This is a genomic window from Mycobacterium sp. IDUB_3, from assembly GCF_055419585.1.
The window spans coordinates 155,328-171,814 of the sequence record NZ_JBVAXZ010000002.1; the positions used below are offsets into that span (position 1 = coordinate 155,328).

Consider the following 16,487-nt stretch of genomic DNA (forward strand, 5'->3'; position numbering starts at 1 on the left):
CACCATTCGGCCAGCGTGGCGATCGCGAGCGCGGCGTAGCCGGGCGAAGCGGGTCGCCACCATTCGGCCAGCGTGGCGATCGCGAGCGCGGCGTAGCCGGGCGAAGCGGGTCGCCACCATTCGGCCAGCGTGGCGGCGCCGCGCCGACGGACGCGCCGCACCGCTGAGCCATTTACGACAGTTTGTAGGACCAGCCCTGACGTCGCCATGATCGACGGCTAAGATTCGTCTCAATACCGATTTTTGGGCCAGTGTCCGATCTGGATGTTTGGAGAAGCTGTTGACAGCCGAAGCGCCCCCCTTGGGAGAACTCGAGGCCGTTCGTCCGTACCCGGACCGGATGGGCCCCAAAGGGAACCTCGCCTACAAACTGATCACCACGACCGATCACAAGATGATCGGCATCATGTACACCGTCACCTGCTTCGCCTTCTTCTTCATAGGCGGGCTGATGGCCTTGCTGATGCGCACCGAGCTGGCCGCTCCCGGGCTGCAGTTCCTGTCGAACGAGCAGTTCAACCAGCTGTTCACCATGCACGGCACGATCATGCTGCTGCTGTACGCCACCCCGGTGGTCTTCGGTTTCGCCAACCTGGTGCTGCCGCTGCAGATCGGCGCGCCCGACGTGGCGTTCCCGCGGCTGAACGCCTTCTCGTTTTGGCTGTTCCTGTTCGGCGGGCTGATCGCGGCGTCCGGCTTCATCGTTCCGGGCGGGGCCGCCGACTTCGGCTGGACCGCCTACACGCCGCTGTCCGACGCCGTGCACTCACCCGGCGCCGGGGGAGACCTGTGGATCACCGGCCTGATCGTCGCCGGTCTGGGCACCATCCTGGGTGCGGTCAACATGATCACCACCGTGGTGTGCATGCGCGCGCCCGGCATGACCATGTTCCGGATGCCGATCTTCACCTGGAACATCCTGGTGACCTCGATCCTGATCCTGATCGCGTTCCCGATCCTGACCGCGGCGCTGTTCGGGCTTGCCGCCGACCGACATCTGGGCGCCCATGTGTACGACGCCGCCAACGGCGGAGTGTTGTTGTGGCAACACCTGTTCTGGTTCTTCGGCCATCCCGAGGTGTACATCATCGCGTTGCCGTTCTTCGGCATCATCACCGAGATCATTCCGGTGTTCTCGCGCAAGCCGGTCTTCGGTTACACCACGCTGGTGTACGCGACCCTGTCGATCGCCGCACTGTCGGTTGCGGTGTGGGCACACCACATGTTCGCCACCGGAGCCGTTCTGCTGCCGTTCTTCTCGTTCATGACGTACCTGATCGCGGTGCCCACCGGAATCAAGTTCTTCAACTGGATCGGCACGATGTGGAAGGGACAGATCACCTTTGAGACGCCGATGCTGTTCTGCGTCGGCTTCCTGATCACCTTCCTGCTGGGTGGTCTGACCGGCGTGATACTGGCCAGCCCGCCGCTGGACTTCCACGTCACCGACAGCTACTTCGTGGTCGCGCACTTCCACTACGTGCTGTTCGGCACCATCGTGTTCGCGACCTTCGGCGGGGTCTACTTCTGGTTCCCGAAGATGACCGGCCGGTTGCTCGACGAGCGCCTGGGCAAGCTGCACTTCTGGTTGACGTTCATCGGCTTCCACACCACCTTCCTGGTGCAGCACTGGCTGGGCGACCTGGGCATGCCGCGCCGCTATGCGGACTACCTGCCCAGCGACGGCTTCCAGCCCTACAACGTCGCCTCGACGGTCGGCGCCTTCATCCTGGGCGCGTCAATGTTCCCCTTCGTCTGGAACGTCTTCAAGAGCTGGCGGTACGGCGAGGTCGTCACGGTCGACGACCCGTGGGGCTACGGCAACTCGCTGGAGTGGGCCACCAGCTGCCCGCCGCCGCGGCACAACTTCACCGAGCTGCCCCGAATCCGTTCGGAGCGCCCGGCATTCGAGCTGCACTACCCGCACATGGTGGAGCGGCTCCGCGCCGAGGCGCATGTGGGCCGCGCGCACGGGCCGTCGGACAAGGACGTCACCAGACTGGACGACGTCCAGGTTCGCAGCTGATCGCCTGACGGGCGGCTGTCGGGAGTGAACTCACCAGCCAATGTGTCGGTGCTGATCACCGTCACCGGCGTGGATCAACCGGGCGTGACGGCGACCCTGTTCGAGGCGCTGTCGCGGTACGGGGTCGAGCTGCTCAACGTCGAACAGGTGGTGATTCGGCATCGCCTGACGCTGGGCGTGCTGGTGTGCTGCCCGGCCGACGTCGCCGACAGCGCGCAGTTGCGCGACGACGTCGAATCGGCCATCCGCAACGTGGGCCTCGATGTCAGCATCGAGCGCAGCGACGACGTGCCGATCATGCGGGAGCCCTCGACCCACACCATTTTCGTGCTGGGCCGGCCCATTACCGCCGGCGCGTTCGGCGCGGTGGCCCGCGAGGTGGCGGGGCTGGGCGTCAACATCGACCTGATCCGCGGCGTCTCCGACTATCCGGTGATCGGCCTGGAGCTGCGGGTCTCGGTGCCGCCGGGGGCGGACGCCGCGCTGCGGACCGCGCTGAACCGGGTGTCCGGCGAGGAACAGGTCGACGTGGCGGTCGAGGACTACAGCCTGGAACGACGGGCCAAGCGGCTCATCGTGTTCGACGTCGACTCGACGCTGGTGCAGGGCGAGGTCATCGAGATGCTGGCGGCCCGGGCCGGTGCCGAGGGCAAGGTCGCCGCGATCACCGAGGCCGCGATGCGGGGCGAGCTGGACTTCGCGCAGTCGCTCGAACAGCGGGTGGCGACGCTGGCGGGCCTGCCCGCCAGCGTGATCGACGAGGTCGCCGACCACTTGGAACTGATGCCCGGCGCCCGCACCACGCTGCGGACCCTGCGGCGCCTGGGTTACGCCTGCGGCGTCGTTTCCGGGGGCTTCCGCCGGATCATCGAGCCGTTGGCCGAGGAGCTGATGCTGGACTACGTCGCGGCCAACGAGCTGGAGATCGTCGACGGCACGCTCACCGGACGGGTCATCGGCCCCATCGTTGACCGGGCCGGAAAGGCCGAGGCGCTAAGGGAATTCGCGAACCAGGTCGGGGTACCGATGGCGCAGACGGTCGCCGTGGGAGACGGCGCCAACGACATCGACATGCTGGCCGCGGCCGGACTGGGGATCGCGTTCAACGCCAAGCCGGCGCTGCGCGAGGTCGCCGACGCGTCGCTGAGCCACCCCTACCTGGACACCGTGCTGTTCCTGTTGGGTGTGACCCGCGGCGAAATCGAGGCCGCCGACGCGGTCGACGGCGAGGTCCGCCGGGTCGAGATCCCGCCCAACCCGTAGCACTGCCGGGCGCGGTGACCCGGCAGGTATTCGAGCGCCGCGGTACGGCACGATGGTCGGGTGCCCGAGAACGGAAGCGAGTCAGCCGACCCCGATCTGCTGCTCGACTTCAGGCAGGTGTCGCTACGGCGCGGCGGCAACGTCTTGGTCGGGCCGGTGGATTGGGCGGTCGAACTCGACGAACGCTGGGTGATCGTCGGCCCCAACGGCGCCGGCAAGACCTCGCTGCTGCGGATCGCCGCGGCGACCGAACATCCCTCGTCCGGCGTCGCTTTCGTGCTCGGCGAGCGGCTGGGACGGGTCGACGTGACCGAGTTGCGGTCCCGGATCGGGCTCAGCTCTTCGGTGTTGGCGCAGCGGATCCCCACCGACGAGGTGGTGCGCGATCTCGTCGTCTCGGCCGGCTACGCGGTGCTGGGCCGGTGGCGGGAGCGCTACGAAGACGTCGACTACCAACGGGCCATCGACATGCTGGAGAGCCTGGGCGCCGAGCACCTCGCGGACCGCACCTACGGCACGCTGTCCGAGGGCGAGCGCAAGCGGGTGTTGATCGCCCGCGCGCTGATGACCGACCCCGAGTTGCTGCTGCTCGACGAGCCCGCCGCCGGCCTGGATCTGGGCGGCCGCGAGGAATTGGTCGCCCGGCTTGCCGACCTGGCCGCCGACCCCGACGCACCGGCCCTGGTGCTGGTCACCCATCACGTCGAGGAGATTCCGCCCGGGTTCAGCCACTGCATGCTGCTCTCGGAGGCCGAGGTGGTTGCCGCCGGATTGCTGAGCGACGTGCTGACCGCCGAGAACCTGTCCACCGCGTTCGGCCAAGCGATCGCCCTCGACGTCGTCGACGGGCGTTATTTCGCGCGGCGAGTCCGCACCCGCGCAGCCCACCGGAGGCCGTTATGACGTCACCCGACGGACCCCCGCTGGTCGCGCGGCCTGCCGCTACCGTGATGCTGGTCCGCGACGACCCGGGCGGCTCCAAAACCGGGTTAGCGGTCTTCCTGATGCGCAGGCACGCCCAGATGGAGTTCGCCGCGGGCACCGTGGTGTTCCCCGGCGGCGGCGTCGACGACCGCGACCGCAATGCCGACATCGCGTGGGCCGGCCCGCCGCCGCAGTGGTGGGCGCAGCGGTTCGGCATCGAACCCGACCTGGCCGAGGCGCTGGTCTGCGCCGCGGCCCGCGAGACGTTCGAGGAGTCGGGGGTGCTGTTCGCCGGTCCGGCGGGCGACACGGAAGGCATCGTCGGCGACGCCTCGGTCTACGGCGAGGCCCGCCGGGCGCTGGCCGAACGGTCGCTGTCCTTCGCCGACTTCCTGCGCCAGGAAAACCTGGTGCTGCGGTCCGATCTGCTGCGGCCGTGGGCCAACTGGGTCACTCCGGAGGCCGAGCGCACCCGCCGCTACGACACCTATTTCTTCGTGGGCGCACTGCCGCAGGGCCAGCGGGCCGACGGCGAGAACACCGAATCCGACCTCGCCGGCTGGATGACACCCCGGGCCGCCATCGACGAGTTCGAGGCGGGCCGCTGCTTCTTGCTGCCCCCGACGTGGACGCAGCTGGACTCGCTGGCCGGGCGGACGGTGGCAGAGGTGCTGGCCGTCGAACGCCAGATCGTGCCGGTGCAGCCGCATCTGGAGATCCAGGGCGACAACTGGGTGTTCGAGTTCTTCGATTCCGACCGCTACCACCAGGCGCGGGAAGCGGGCGGCCTGGGATGGCGGCATTGAGCGAGTTCGTCAGCGTCGTGGTCAGCGACGGCACGCAGGACGCCGGGCTGGCCATGTTGCTGCTGTCGCGTCCACCGACCAACGCGCTGACCCGCCAGGTCTACCGGGAGGTGATCGCGGCGGCCGAGGAATTGGGCCGGCGCGACGACGTCGCCGTGGTGATCCTGTTCGGCGGCCACGAGATCTTCTCCGCGGGCGACGACATGCCCGAGCTGCGGACGCTGCGGGGCCCCGAGGCCGAGAGCGTCGCGCGGGTGCGGCAGGAGGCCGTCGACGCCGTGGCCGCGATCCCCAAGCCGGCCGTCGCCGCGATCACCGGCTACGCGCTGGGCGCCGGGCTCACCCTCGCCCTGGCCGCCGACTGGCGGATCAGCGGCGACAACGTGAAGTTCGGCGCGACCGAGATCCTGGCCGGCCTGGTGCCCGGCGGCGACGCGATGGCCCGCCTGACCCGGGTGGCCGGCGCGAGCAAGGCCAAGGAGCTGGTCTTCAGCGGCCGTTTTTTCGATGCCGAGGAGGCGCTGGCGCTGGGCCTCATCGACGAGATGGTGGCGCCCGACGACGTGTACGACGCCGCCGCCGGGTGGGCGCGCCGGTTCCTCGACGGGCCGCGACACGCGCTGGCCGCCACCAAGGCAGGGATCAACGACGTGTTCGATCTGGCACTCCCCGAGCGCCTCGCCGCCGAACGCCGCCGCTATGTCGAGGTGTTCACCGCTGGTCAGGGCGGTGGCGATCGGGCGGATCCCGGCGGCCGTTAGGCTGCCCTGCATGACCAGTTCGACCGACGCCGTTCCGACGCCCCACGCCACCGCCGAGCAGGTGGAAGCCGCCCGGCACGACAGCAAGCTGGCCCAGGTGCTCTACCACGACTGGGAAGCCGAGACGTACGACGACAAGTGGTCGATCTCCTATGACCAGCGCTGCATCGACTACGCGCGCGGCCGCTTTGACGCCATCGTTCCCGACGAGGTGCTGCGCGAGCTGCCCTACGACCGGGCCCTCGAATTAGGCTGTGGCACAGGGTTTTTCCTGCTCAACCTGATCCAGTCCGGGGTCGCCCGGCGCGGGTCGGTGACCGACCTGTCGCCGGGCATGGTCAAGGTCGCCACCCGCAACGGGCAGTCGCTGGGCCTCGACATCGACGGCCGGGTCGCCGACGCCGAGGGCATCCCGTACGCGGACAACACTTTCGACCTGGTGGTCGGGCACGCCGTGCTGCACCACATCCCCGATGTGGAGCTGTCGCTGCGCGAGGTGATCCGGGTGCTGCGCCCGGGCGGCCGGTTCGTCTTCGCCGGCGAGCCGACCAGCGCCGGCGACGTCTACGCCCGCGAGTTGTCCACCCTGACCTGGCGCATCGCCACCAACGTCACCAAGCTGCCCGGCCTGGGCGGCTGGCGGCGCCCGCAGGCCGAGCTCGACGAATCCTCCCGGGCCGCCGCGCTCGAGGCGATCGTCGACCTGCATACCTTCACCCCGGGCGACCTGGAGCGGATGGCAGCCAACGCCGGGGCCACGCAGGTGCGAACGGTCAGCGAAGAGCTCACCGCCGCGATGTTCGGCTGGCCGGTGCGCACCTTCGAGGCGTCGGTGCCGCCCGGGCGTTTGGGCTGGGGCTGGGCGAAATTCGCCTTCACCGGCTGGAAGACGCTGAGCTGGGTGGACGCCAACGTCTGGCGCCGCGTGGTCCCGAAGGGCTGGTTCTACAACGTGATGGTGACCGGGGTCAAACCCTCCTGAGCGGTGGGCTGCGCTTCGGCACGGACGACGTCGGCTACCTGCGATCGCAGGCGGGTGCCGCGGCGCTGGAGGCGGTCGGCGAACTCGAACTGACAGACGCCAGCCGGGTCGGCGATATCGCCGCTGCGCGCGCCCAATTCGGCCACCGGGCCGCGGTGCTGGTGGAGACGGTCCTGTTGCGCCGCCGCGCCCTGGAAAAACTGGGCCAGCTGGGAGTGTCGGGGTGGCTGTTCACCGACGAGGCGCTGCAGCAGGCCACCGCGGCGCCGGTGGCGTTGCACCGGGCCCGACGGCTGGCCGGCGACGGCGGCGCCGTCGTGCACGACGCGACCTGTTCGATCGGCACCGAGCTCGCCGCGCTGAGGGCCTGCGGGATCGCCGCGGTGGGCAGCGATATCGATCCGGTGCGGCTGGCGATGGCGCGCCACAACGTGGGGGAATCGGCCTGGATCTGCCGCGCCGACGCGCTGCGCCCGGTGACCCGCGACGCCGTGCTCGTCGTCGATCCGGCCCGGCGCGTCGAGGGTCGGCGGCGATTGCGCATCGACGACTACCGGCCCGGCCTTGGCTCGCTGCTTGACACCTACCGCGACCGGGAATTCGTCGTAAAGTGTGCTCCCGGAATCGATTTCGATGAGGTGCGACGCCTGGGCTTCGACGGGGAAATCGAGGTGACGTCGTATCGCGGCTCTGTCCGGGAAGCCTGCCTGTGGTCGGCCGGACTGGCGCACCCCGGTGTGGGCCGGCGGGCGAGCCTCCTGGATCGCGGTGAGCAGCTCACCGACGACGACCCGGACGACTGCGGAGTGCGACCGGTCGGGCGCTGGATCGTCGACCCGGACGGTGCGGTGGTGCGGGCCGGGCTGGTGCGCCACTACGGCGCGCGGCACGGGCTGTGGCAGCTCGATCCCGACATCGCCTACCTCTCCGGGGATCGGCTGCCCGCGGCGGACCGCGGGTTCGGGGTGCTCGAACAGCTGGTCTTCGACGAGCGCCGGCTTCGCCAGGCGCTGTCGGCGCTGGACTGCGGTTCGCTGGAGATCCTGGTGCGCGGGGTGCGGGTGGACCCGGACGCGCTGCGCAAGCGGATGCGGCTGCGCGGGCGCCGATCGCTGTCGGTGGTGATCGCCCGCATCGGCGCGCGCAGCGCCGGCCGGGTGATGGCGTTCGTTTGCCAACCCTCCCGATAGCGCCGGGTACGCTGGCGGCGTCACTTCTCCGGGTCACCGGCCCTGGCCAATTTGCGAGGACAATTCCACGATGCGTTACCCGATAGCCGCTGCGCTGCTCGCGGCGGCGGTCTTGGTGGTGGGCTGGCCGGCCGCGGCCGAGCCACCGTCGTGCGCCAGCCTGGGCGGCAGCGTCGAGGCCGACCAGATGTGCCGTCTGCGCGCGACCGGCCCCAACTACACGCTCAACATGACCTTTCCCGCCGATTATCCGGACGGCCAGGCGCTGGCCGACTACATCACCCAGAACCGCGACGGCTTCGTCGCCGTCGCGCAGAGTTCCGGGGGGCGCGACCAGCCTTACCAGCTCGAGGCCACCACCGAGCAGCGCGTCGCCGGGCAGCCGCCCCACAACACCCGCAGCGTCGTGCTCAAGTTCTTCCAGGACGTCGGGGGAGCGCACTCGTCGATCTGGTACAAGGCGTTCAACTACAACCTGGGGACCAAGCAGCCCATCACCTTCGACAACCTGTTCCCCCCGGGCGCCACCCCGCTGGACGCCATCTTCCCGATCGTGCAGCGCGACCTGGAACGCCAAACCCCTTTGGGCGCCGCGATTCTGCCGTCGACGGGACGTGACCCGACGCACTATCAGAACTTCGCCATCACCGACGACCAGCTGATCTTCTACTTCGCCCCAGGCGAGATGCTGCCGGCGTTCGGCGGGCCGTTGCAGGCCCAGGTGCCGCGCAACGCGATCCCGCCGCTGGCGATCTAGTCCCGATGATGGCGACCCGCCACTAAGCCCGCTCAGACCGGGCCGGCCTGCAACTCCATCGCCACGGCGCCCAGGGCCAGCGCCACCTGCGCGACGCAACCGATGAGCGGGACGAAGAACGCCCGCCTCTGCCGCACCAGGAAATACACGGCGACCACGATGTCGACGACCAGGAGGGCGGCGCCGCCCCAGGTGCCCAGATTCATGGCCCGGTCGATCCAGGCGGGATCGCCGCATTGTCGGGATCCGCAGGGATCGGTGGTCATCACCAGCAGGCCCAGCAGCACGAAGCTCGCCGCATAGAGGCCGCCGTGGATGACCAGCAGTACCGACGTCGCCACGATGTCGGCGGTGCTGCCTCGCGGGCTTGCGGTGGTCTTGATGGTCGCGACGCCTGGCGCCACGGGTTCGTCGATCGGCACTACACGAGTATGTCCCGGTCAGGCCGGCGCAAAACCGTAAACCTGGCCGTCGCTGGTGGCGGCGACCACCCGGCGATCGGTGCCGACGGACACGCCGACCGGATACCCGGTTGCCGCCGGCATCGGATAACTGCCCAACGTGCGGCCGCTACCCGGGTCGAAGATCAGCAGCGACATGCCGGGGGCGCCGTTCGCCGGGGGTCCGCTGGCCACCGTGTAGCCGACGCCGGCGCCGGCCAGGCTCGACGTCGACAGGGGCAGGACGTCATCGCGGCGCCACACCTGATCGGCGTGATCGCCGGCGTCCCTGAACGCCGCAAGCTTCGTGTCGGGCCCGCCGCCGGCCACGATCAGCCCCTGTGGGGTGACCGCGGGCGGCGTCTGCGCCAGGAAGCCCAGCGGCGCAGACCATTTCACCTTCGCGTCGGCGGCGCGCAATGCCCACAGTCGTTGGTCGCGGCCGTTGACGTAGACGGTCGACCCGTCGGCCGACAGGACCGGGCTGGCGATCACACCGGCGCCCACGGCGTCGCTGGTCCACTCGCGGGTCAGCAGCGGCGTCTGCCCCGGGTGGTACTTGAGCCCCACCAGACCAGCGGCGGGAGCGGCGGGCTGCCAGACACCGAGCACCACCATCCCGTTGGCCGCCGAGAAGGCCGGCGCGGCCGCGACGGGGCAGCCCTGGCGGGCCGGTGTGCAGTCGGCCAGCCCGCGCGCGGCGTCGGTGGGGTCGACGCCGTCGACCAGGTCGAGCGGGCTCCCCGACACCTGTCCGCGATGGGAGTCGAAGACCAGCACCTGTCCCAGGTGCGTGGCCACCAGCAGCGCGCCCTGCCCGACGAATCGCGGCGTGGTGGGCATGCCGATCACCGGCTGGCGCCACCGGGTCCACTGGGTCACCGGGAAAGACAGCAGCGCTCCGGGCTGGCCGACGTAGAGGTTGTCGAATCCGTCGAGCAGCGGGCCCCCGAAGCCGCCACCCTGGGCCAGACGCACGCACCAGCGCTGCCGCCCGTTGTCGTTGTTCTCCCATTCCATCAGCGAGCATCCCGCCGAGGTCTGGGCGTTGAGGGCCAGATAATTACGCGCGCTCAGCGCCGGTCCGGCGGCCAGGCTTCCCTTGACCGACCGGGTCCACTGCAGCGAGAGCTTGGTGGCCCCGTCGGTGGTGGTGTAGCTGCTGTTGGCGGCGTCGGCGTACTGCGCCGGCCAGCCCTGCGCGGCCGAGGCGTCGACCCAGGAGTCGGTGTCGCCGCAGGCGCCGGCCCCGATCGTGAGCACCGCCGCCATCACGACGGAGGACGAACGCCGGAGCCCACTGACGAGTTGTCGGGCAAGCACGTCGGTTTCCAAGTCCTTCCGCAGGGGCGTTGGGCGGGTGCGGCGATCGAGTACACGTGAGGGTATCGCTTGGCCTCTCGACTAGGCTTTCCGGCCATGACATCCATGTGGGGTGCACCGGTCCATCGCCGCTGGCGTGGATCGAACCTGAGGGATCCGCGTCAGGCCAAGTTCCTCACGCTGGCCTCGCTGAAATGGGTGCTGCGCAACCGCGCATACACCCCGTGGTACCTGGTGCGCTATTGGCGGTTGCTGAAATTCAAGCTGGCCAACCCGCACATCATCACCCGCGGCATGGTGTTCCTCGGCAAGGGCGTGGAGATCCACGCGACGCCCGAGTTGGCGCAGCTCGAGATCGGCCGGTGGGTGCACATCGGCGACAAGAACACCATCCGCGCGCATGAAGGCTCGCTGCGGTTCGGCGACAAGGTGGTGCTGGGGCGCGACAACGTCATCAACGCCTACCTCGACATCGAGCTCGGCGATTCGGTGTTGATGGCCGACTGGTGCTACGTCTGCGATTTCGACCACCGCATGGACAATATCGACCTGCCGATCAAGGACCAGGGCATCGTCAAGTCCCCGGTCCGGATCGGTCCGGACACCTGGGTGGGCGTGAAGGTGTCGGTGCTGCGTGGCACGTCCGTCGGACGTGGTTGCGTGCTGGGGTCTCACGCGGTGGTCCGCGGGGTCATCCCGGACTATTCGATCGCCGTCGGCGCACCGGCCAAGGTGGTCAAGAACCGTCAGCTCGCCTGGGAGAGCTCGGCCGCACAGCGCGCCGAACTCGCGGCCGCGCTGGCCGACATCGAACGCAAGAAGGCCTCGCGCTAGCCGGCGCTTGCGGCTGTTCGTCGACCTTGAACTGGAAGTTGACGCCGCCGGGATGGCGAACCGCAATCAGATGCTCTGATAGCGCCGCAGCGCCTCGGTGCGCTCGGCGGCGTGGTCGACGATGGGCGCCGGGTAGCCGTCCGGCCGCTGACCCTTGCGCAGGTGCACGTCGTCGGCCGAGCGCAGTTCGGGTACCCAGCGCCGGACGTAATCGCCCGCCGGGTCGAACTTCTCGCCCTGAGTGATCGGGTTGAACACCCGGAAGTAGGGCGCGGCATCGGTACCGCAACCCGCACACCACTGCCAGCCGTGCTGGTTGTTCGCCATGTCGCCGTCCACCAGCTGGTCCAGGAACCATTCGGCACCCCATTGCCACGGTAGGTGCAGGTCTTTGACCAGAAACGACGCCACGATCATCCGCACCCGGTTGTGCATGAAGCCGGTGTCGCGCAGCTGGCGCATCCCGGCGTCGACGAAGGGAAACCCGGTCTCGCCGGCTCTCCACGCGTCGAAGCGGCGTTTGGCCTCGGCGCCGGTGTCGGTCTGAATGCCGTCGAAATCGCTGTTCCAGTTGCGCCAGGTGCTGGCCGGCCAGTGGTGCAGCACGTCGGCGTAGAAATCACGAAAAGCCAACTCCCGCAAGAAGGCTTGCACCCCGGCGCCGCGCTGGTCCAGGTCGGCGACCAGGGTGCGGGGATGAATGGCGCCGAACTTCAGGTGCGCCGACATGCGGCTGGTCCCGGTCAGGTCCGGCCTGTTGCGGTTCTCTGCATAGCTCTGTAATCCGGTGTCCACGAACGACTTCCACTGCTTACGCGCCGCAGGCTCACCTGCCGACACCTCGAGGGCCAACCCGGGATCGGGGATCTCGCATTGCCTGATCCGCAGCTGCGCCGGATCCAGCCAGCGTGCCGACTTCGCATTCGACCCGGCCGGTTCGCGCCAGCCGGTCTTTTGCCACTGACGCAGAAACGGGGTGAACACCTGGTAGGGCGAGCCGTCCGGCTTGGTGACGCGGCCGGGCGAGACCAGATACGGCGAACCCGTCGCCACCAGCGGCACCGAATCCAGTGCCGCGCGCACCCGCTCATCACGGCGCTTTCCGAACGGTGCGAAGTCTTCGGAGACGTGCACCGACGACGCACCGATTTCGGTGACGATGCGCGGAATCTGCGTGTGGGGCTGGCCGCGGGTGACGAGCAGCCGGCCGTCGAGGTCGTCGCGCAGCCGCCGCAGCGCGTCACCCAGGTACTGCAGCCGGCGTTGTCCCGACGACTTTTCCAGGCGTGGATCGAGCACGAAGCAGGCGAGCACCTCGTCGTTCTCGGCCGCGGCGATCAGTGCAGGATGGTCACGCAACCGCAGATCTCGGCGAAACCACAACAGTGCCGGCATGATCTAGCGATTCAGTCGCCAGATGTGGGTGGACAGGATGGTCGCGAAGCCACACCACAGCGGGTAGGGCAGCAACGCCAGCCCGCCGCGCGGTGTGGCCTGGGCCGTCCGCCTGACCAGATCGGCGCTGCTGGCCGTCAGCGCCGCGGCGCCGACAGCACTCGCGCCGAGTTTGTGGTACCCGAAGAACAGCCAACTCCATCCGGCATTCAGGAGCAGGTTGGCCGCCAGAGCCGCGGCGTAGTTGCGTGCCTTGTCGTGCCGCCCGGTCGCGCGAAACCGGTCGATGGCCACCGCCGACGTGCCCGCGATGTCACCGTAGAGCGCCGTCCACACGGTGGGGAAGGCGGCGCGGGGCGGCTGGTAGGAGGGCTTGCGAAGCCGCGAGTACCACAGCGGAATGGCGTTGCTGCTGGCGATGCTTCCGGCGCCGGCGGCAGCGGCGACGGCCAGGCTGGTCGCGGCAAGTATCGACCTGTTCACGGTGTGCTCCGTTCTGGTTGTTTCCGGTCCGCTTGTTGCTCAACGGCTTTGGTGCGGGCAGGGCTGGTGGGCCACCAGATCCGGTCGCCGATGAGGGCGAACAGGGCCGGGATGACCAGTGTGCGCACCACGAAGGTGTCGAGCAGGATGCCCAGGCCCACGATGATGCCCAGCTGGGTCAGGACGATCAGCGGCAGCACCCCGAGCACGCAGAACACGGCGGCCAAAACGATTCCCGCGCTGGTGATCACGCCGCCGGTGGCCGACACCGCCCGCACCATCCCGCCGCGGGCACCGTGCTGCGCGGCTTCCTCGCGGGCCCGGGTGACCAAGAAGATCGTGTAGTCCACGCCGAGGGCGGCCAGGAACAGAAACGCGAACAGCGGGGTGGTGTTGTCCAGCGCGGGGAAGCCGAAGACGTGCAGGCTCGCCCAGCCGCCCATGCCCAGCGCGGCCAGCGCGCCCAGAATCGTTGTGGCCAGCAGCGTGGGTGGCGCAAGGGCCGACCGCAGCAGCACGTAGAGGACGATCAGGATGACCGCCAGGATCGCCGGGATCAGCAGCACCCGGTCGTGGGTGGCCGCGTCGCGAACGTCCAGCGCCTGTGCGTCGGCACCGCCCACTAGCGCGCGCGGGTCGGCGGTCCGTGTCGAATCCCGCAGCGCGGCAACGATACCGAACGCCCGCTTTGACGACGGCGGTGCGTCGATCACCACCGACCACTTCGTCAGTCCCGATCCCGACCGACCGGACTCGGTCGCCGAGACGACGCCGGGGGTTGAGGTGATCGCCCGCTGTACGGGTGCGGCGTGATCGGTCGGGCTGACGACCAGCGTCGGGTTGGCCAGGCCGGCCGGAAAATGTTCGGCCACAACGGTATAACCGGTTACCGAGTCCGCGCGGACGCGGAACTGCTCGGTCTGCGACAAGCCGATCCGAGTTCCGCACAGGCCGGCGCCAAGGGCCACCAGCACGGCGATCGCGACCGCGGCGACCAGTGCGGGGCGCCCGCCCACCCATTCGGCGACGCGATGCCACCCGCCGGAGTCCAGGGTTTCGTCGTCCCCGGCGCGCGGGATGAACGGCCAGAACAATCTCCGGCCGCACACGGCCAGCAGCGGGGGCAGGATCACCAGCACCGAGATCGCGGCAAGCACGAGGCCGCACGCCGCCAGGGCGCCTAGGCTGCGAGTGCTCGGGGTGGACGCGAACAGCAGGGTGAGCAGCGCCAGCACCACCGTGGCGTTGCTCGCGACGATGGCCGGCCCCGCCCGGCGAACGGCATGACGCAGCGCGGCGCGGTGCGCCGAATGGAGCCGGAGCTCCTGGCGATACCGGGAGATCAGCAGCAGCGCGTAGTTGGTGCCGGCGCCGAAGACCAGCACGCTGGTGATCCCGGAGGTGGCGCCGTCGAAGCTCAGCCCGGTCAGCGATGCCACCGACGTGCCGACCGCGACGGCCACCCGATCGGCGAATCCGACCACGAGCAGCGGGACCAGCCACAGCACCGGTGACCGGTAGGTGGCGATCAGCAGCAGCGCCACCACCGCCGCGGTCACCGCGAGCAGGGTGATGTTCGCGCCCGCGAAGGCGCTGGCGATGTCGGCGCCGAATGCCGGGCCGCCCGTCACGTGCACCTGCAGGTCCGCGGGCAGACCGCTGGCCGCGGCCGCGCGCAGCCCGGCGACGGCGTCGCCCAGGGCGAGCCCGGACAGGATGGCGCTGATCGGCACGACGCCGAGGACGGCCTTGGCGTCCTGCGCGGGCCTCAGGGGCGCGGCCTGATTCGGGGTGGGTTGCGCCGCCGCCTGCACCCGATCGCACGCGGCTTGGGCGGCCGCGACGTCGGACGGGCTGAGGACCCCGCCATCGGTGCGGCTGACCACCACGATCAGCGGGGCTTTGTCACCCCCGGGAAATTGCCTTGCCAGGGCGTCGACCTGCGCGGATTGCGCAGCAACCGGAACCGATTGCGGGGACTGGCCCGAAGCGGCGTTGCCACCGACCAGAACCATGAATGCGACACCCAGCAGGGCCGTGACCAGCGCGAGCAGCCATGAACGCCGGCCGGTCACAGCGGCGGCCAAGGAATCCCACACCACGATCACAACCCTTTCAGTTTGTTAAACATTAATCAACTGAAATGACGCATCGTCACGCGGCAGCGCCGGCGATACGCAAGAGGGGGCACTATGGACATTATGAACGCGGGGGCCGGGTCAGTGTCGGACGCGAGGGAGGCCTGCGATGACCGCTGACCGGGGGGAGATGAGCACCCGCAAGCGGCGCCACATCGACGTCTGCCTGAACGAGCCGGTCGGCTACGACGGCGTGACCACCGGGCTGGACCGCTACGCATTGCCGTACAACGCGCTGACTCAGACGAACCTGGGTGACATCGACTTGTCCACCGGGTTTTTCGGCGCCAACCTGCGATCTCCGATACTCATCGGTGCGATGACCGGGGGTGCCGAGCTGTCCAGGACGATCAACCGCAATCTGGCGGCGGCCGCCCAGCAGCTGGGCTTGGGCATGATGCTGGGCTCGCAGCGGATCATGCTGGACAGTGCGCTGGGGGAGCGCGCCGCGGACAGCTTCACGGTGCGCGACGTGGCCCCGGATGTATTGCTGTTCGGCAACATCGGCCTGGCGCAACTGACGGAGACCGCCGTGCCGGATCTGGCCAAGGCCCTCGACCGAGTGGGCGCCGACGCCCTTGCCGTGCATACCAATCCGCTTCAGGAAGCCATGCAGCACAACGGTGACACCGATTTCTCCGGCTCGCTGAGCAGGCTGCGCGAGGCGGCCGACGGCATCGGCTATCCGGTGCTGCTCAAGGAGGTCGGGCATGGGATCGGCGGCGCGGCTGCCGCGGAACTCGTTGGGGGAGAAGGCGAATTGCCGGTTGCCGGAATCGACGTCGCGGGCGCCGGTGGCACGTCGTGGTCGCGGGTCGAACAGTTCGTGCGGTACGGTGAACTGCGCTATCCGCACCTGGCTGATTGGGGCGTTCCCACCGCCCGCGCGATCGTGGAGGTGCGTGAGGTGCTGCCGGCGGTCCCGTTGGTGGCATCCGGCGGCATCCGCACCGGCATGGATGCGGCCAAGGCGATCGCGCTGGGTGCCGATGTGGTGGCGGTGGCTCGGCCGTTGCTGGCCGCCGCGATCGAATCGACTGCGGCCGTGGTCGATTGGCTGCAGCCGTTCATCGATGAGCTCAGGGTCTGCCTGCACGGCTGCGGCGCCGCGAAGCTGGCGGACCTGCGCGATGTCGACCTCATCGGCGTGGCCTAGGCCCGCGCG

The 16,487-nt window shown here is 69.4% G+C and carries 15 protein-coding genes; 10 read left to right on the forward strand and 5 right to left on the reverse strand.

Going from position 1 to position 16,487, the window contains the following annotated elements; all coding sequences use genetic code 11:
• Nucleotides 1-280 precede the first annotated feature (280 nt).
• The 8 genes from ctaD to ACZYVJ_RS21605 all read left to right on the forward strand — a co-directional run bounded on the left by ctaD (nt 281) and on the right by ACZYVJ_RS21605 (nt 8,709).
• Nucleotides 281-2,026, forward strand: a complete 1,746-nt coding sequence (gene ctaD / locus ACZYVJ_RS21570) for an aa3-type cytochrome oxidase subunit I (RefSeq protein WP_463833233.1) — start codon at nt 281-283, stop codon at nt 2,024-2,026.
• 24 nt (nt 2,027-2,050) lie between these two features.
• Nucleotides 2,051-3,289 (forward strand): phosphoserine phosphatase SerB, encoded by a 1,239-nt coding sequence (gene serB / locus ACZYVJ_RS21575; RefSeq protein ID WP_463833234.1) that lies wholly within the window; start codon nt 2,051-2,053, stop codon nt 3,287-3,289.
• Between the two features lie 60 nt (nt 3,290-3,349).
• Entirely contained in the window at nt 3,350-4,192 is an 843-nt protein-coding gene (locus ACZYVJ_RS21580) for an ABC transporter ATP-binding protein (RefSeq protein WP_463833235.1), read from the forward strand.
• Nucleotides 4,189-5,019 (forward strand): NUDIX hydrolase, encoded by an 831-nt coding sequence (locus ACZYVJ_RS21585; protein WP_463833236.1) that lies wholly within the window; start codon nt 4,189-4,191, stop codon nt 5,017-5,019. The genes ACZYVJ_RS21580 and ACZYVJ_RS21585 overlap by 4 nt, the downstream gene beginning before the upstream one ends.
• Nucleotides 5,016-5,780, forward strand: coding sequence for an enoyl-CoA hydratase (locus ACZYVJ_RS21590; protein WP_463833812.1), 765 nt, complete (start codon nt 5,016-5,018; stop codon nt 5,778-5,780). The genes ACZYVJ_RS21585 and ACZYVJ_RS21590 overlap by 4 nt, the downstream gene beginning before the upstream one ends.
• Before the next feature lie 10 nt (nt 5,781-5,790).
• Nucleotides 5,791-6,762 (forward strand): class I SAM-dependent methyltransferase, encoded by a 972-nt coding sequence (locus ACZYVJ_RS21595; protein WP_463833237.1) that lies wholly within the window; start codon nt 5,791-5,793, stop codon nt 6,760-6,762.
• The gene (locus tag ACZYVJ_RS21600) at nt 6,720-7,952 is read left to right on the forward strand and encodes a class I SAM-dependent methyltransferase (protein WP_463833813.1); all 1,233 of its coding nucleotides are present in this window, start codon (nt 6,720-6,722) and stop codon (nt 7,950-7,952) included. The genes ACZYVJ_RS21595 and ACZYVJ_RS21600 overlap by 43 nt, the downstream gene beginning before the upstream one ends.
• 70 nt (nt 7,953-8,022) lie before the next feature.
• Nucleotides 8,023-8,709, forward strand: a complete 687-nt coding sequence (locus tag ACZYVJ_RS21605; RefSeq protein WP_463833238.1) for an esterase — start codon at nt 8,023-8,025, stop codon at nt 8,707-8,709.
• A gap of 32 nt (nt 8,710-8,741) precedes the next feature.
• On the opposite strand, the gene ACZYVJ_RS21610 is transcribed toward ACZYVJ_RS21605, so the two are convergent.
• Both ACZYVJ_RS21610 and ACZYVJ_RS21615 read right to left on the reverse strand, forming a co-directional pair.
• Nucleotides 8,742-9,131 (reverse strand): hypothetical protein, encoded by a 390-nt coding sequence (locus ACZYVJ_RS21610; protein ID WP_463833239.1) that lies wholly within the window; start codon nt 9,129-9,131, stop codon nt 8,742-8,744.
• A gap of 18 nt (nt 9,132-9,149) precedes the next feature.
• Entirely contained in the window at nt 9,150-10,421 is a 1,272-nt protein-coding gene (locus ACZYVJ_RS21615) for an outer membrane protein assembly factor BamB family protein (RefSeq protein ID WP_463833240.1), read from the reverse strand.
• 147 nt (nt 10,422-10,568) lie between these two features.
• Here ACZYVJ_RS21615 and ACZYVJ_RS21620 point away from each other — a divergent pair, with 147 nt between their 5' ends.
• On the forward strand, nt 10,569-11,306 hold the full coding sequence (locus ACZYVJ_RS21620; RefSeq protein ID WP_112707040.1) for an acyltransferase: 738 nt from the start codon (nt 10,569-10,571) through the stop codon (nt 11,304-11,306).
• 66 nt (nt 11,307-11,372) lie between these two features.
• On the opposite strand, the gene ACZYVJ_RS21625 is transcribed toward ACZYVJ_RS21620, so the two are convergent.
• From ACZYVJ_RS21625 to ACZYVJ_RS21635, 3 genes are read right to left on the reverse strand one after another with little or no spacing between them, the layout of a single operon-like run.
• Nucleotides 11,373-12,701, reverse strand: a complete 1,329-nt coding sequence (locus ACZYVJ_RS21625; RefSeq protein WP_463833241.1) for a cryptochrome/photolyase family protein — start codon at nt 12,699-12,701, stop codon at nt 11,373-11,375.
• Between the two features lie 3 nt (nt 12,702-12,704).
• Entirely contained in the window at nt 12,705-13,184 is a 480-nt protein-coding gene (locus ACZYVJ_RS21630) for a TspO/MBR family protein (RefSeq protein WP_463833242.1), read from the reverse strand.
• Nucleotides 13,181-15,286, reverse strand: a complete 2,106-nt coding sequence (locus tag ACZYVJ_RS21635) for an MMPL family transporter (protein WP_463833243.1) — start codon at nt 15,284-15,286, stop codon at nt 13,181-13,183. The genes ACZYVJ_RS21630 and ACZYVJ_RS21635 overlap by 4 nt, the downstream gene beginning before the upstream one ends.
• A gap of 145 nt (nt 15,287-15,431) precedes the next feature.
• Between ACZYVJ_RS21635 and fni the strand changes: the two genes are divergently transcribed.
• Nucleotides 15,432-16,478 carry a type 2 isopentenyl-diphosphate Delta-isomerase gene (gene fni, locus ACZYVJ_RS21640; RefSeq protein ID WP_463833244.1) on the forward strand — a complete coding sequence of 349 codons (1,047 nt, stop codon included), beginning with the start codon at nt 15,432-15,434 and terminating at the stop codon, nt 16,476-16,478.
• Nucleotides 16,479-16,487 lie beyond the last annotated feature (9 nt).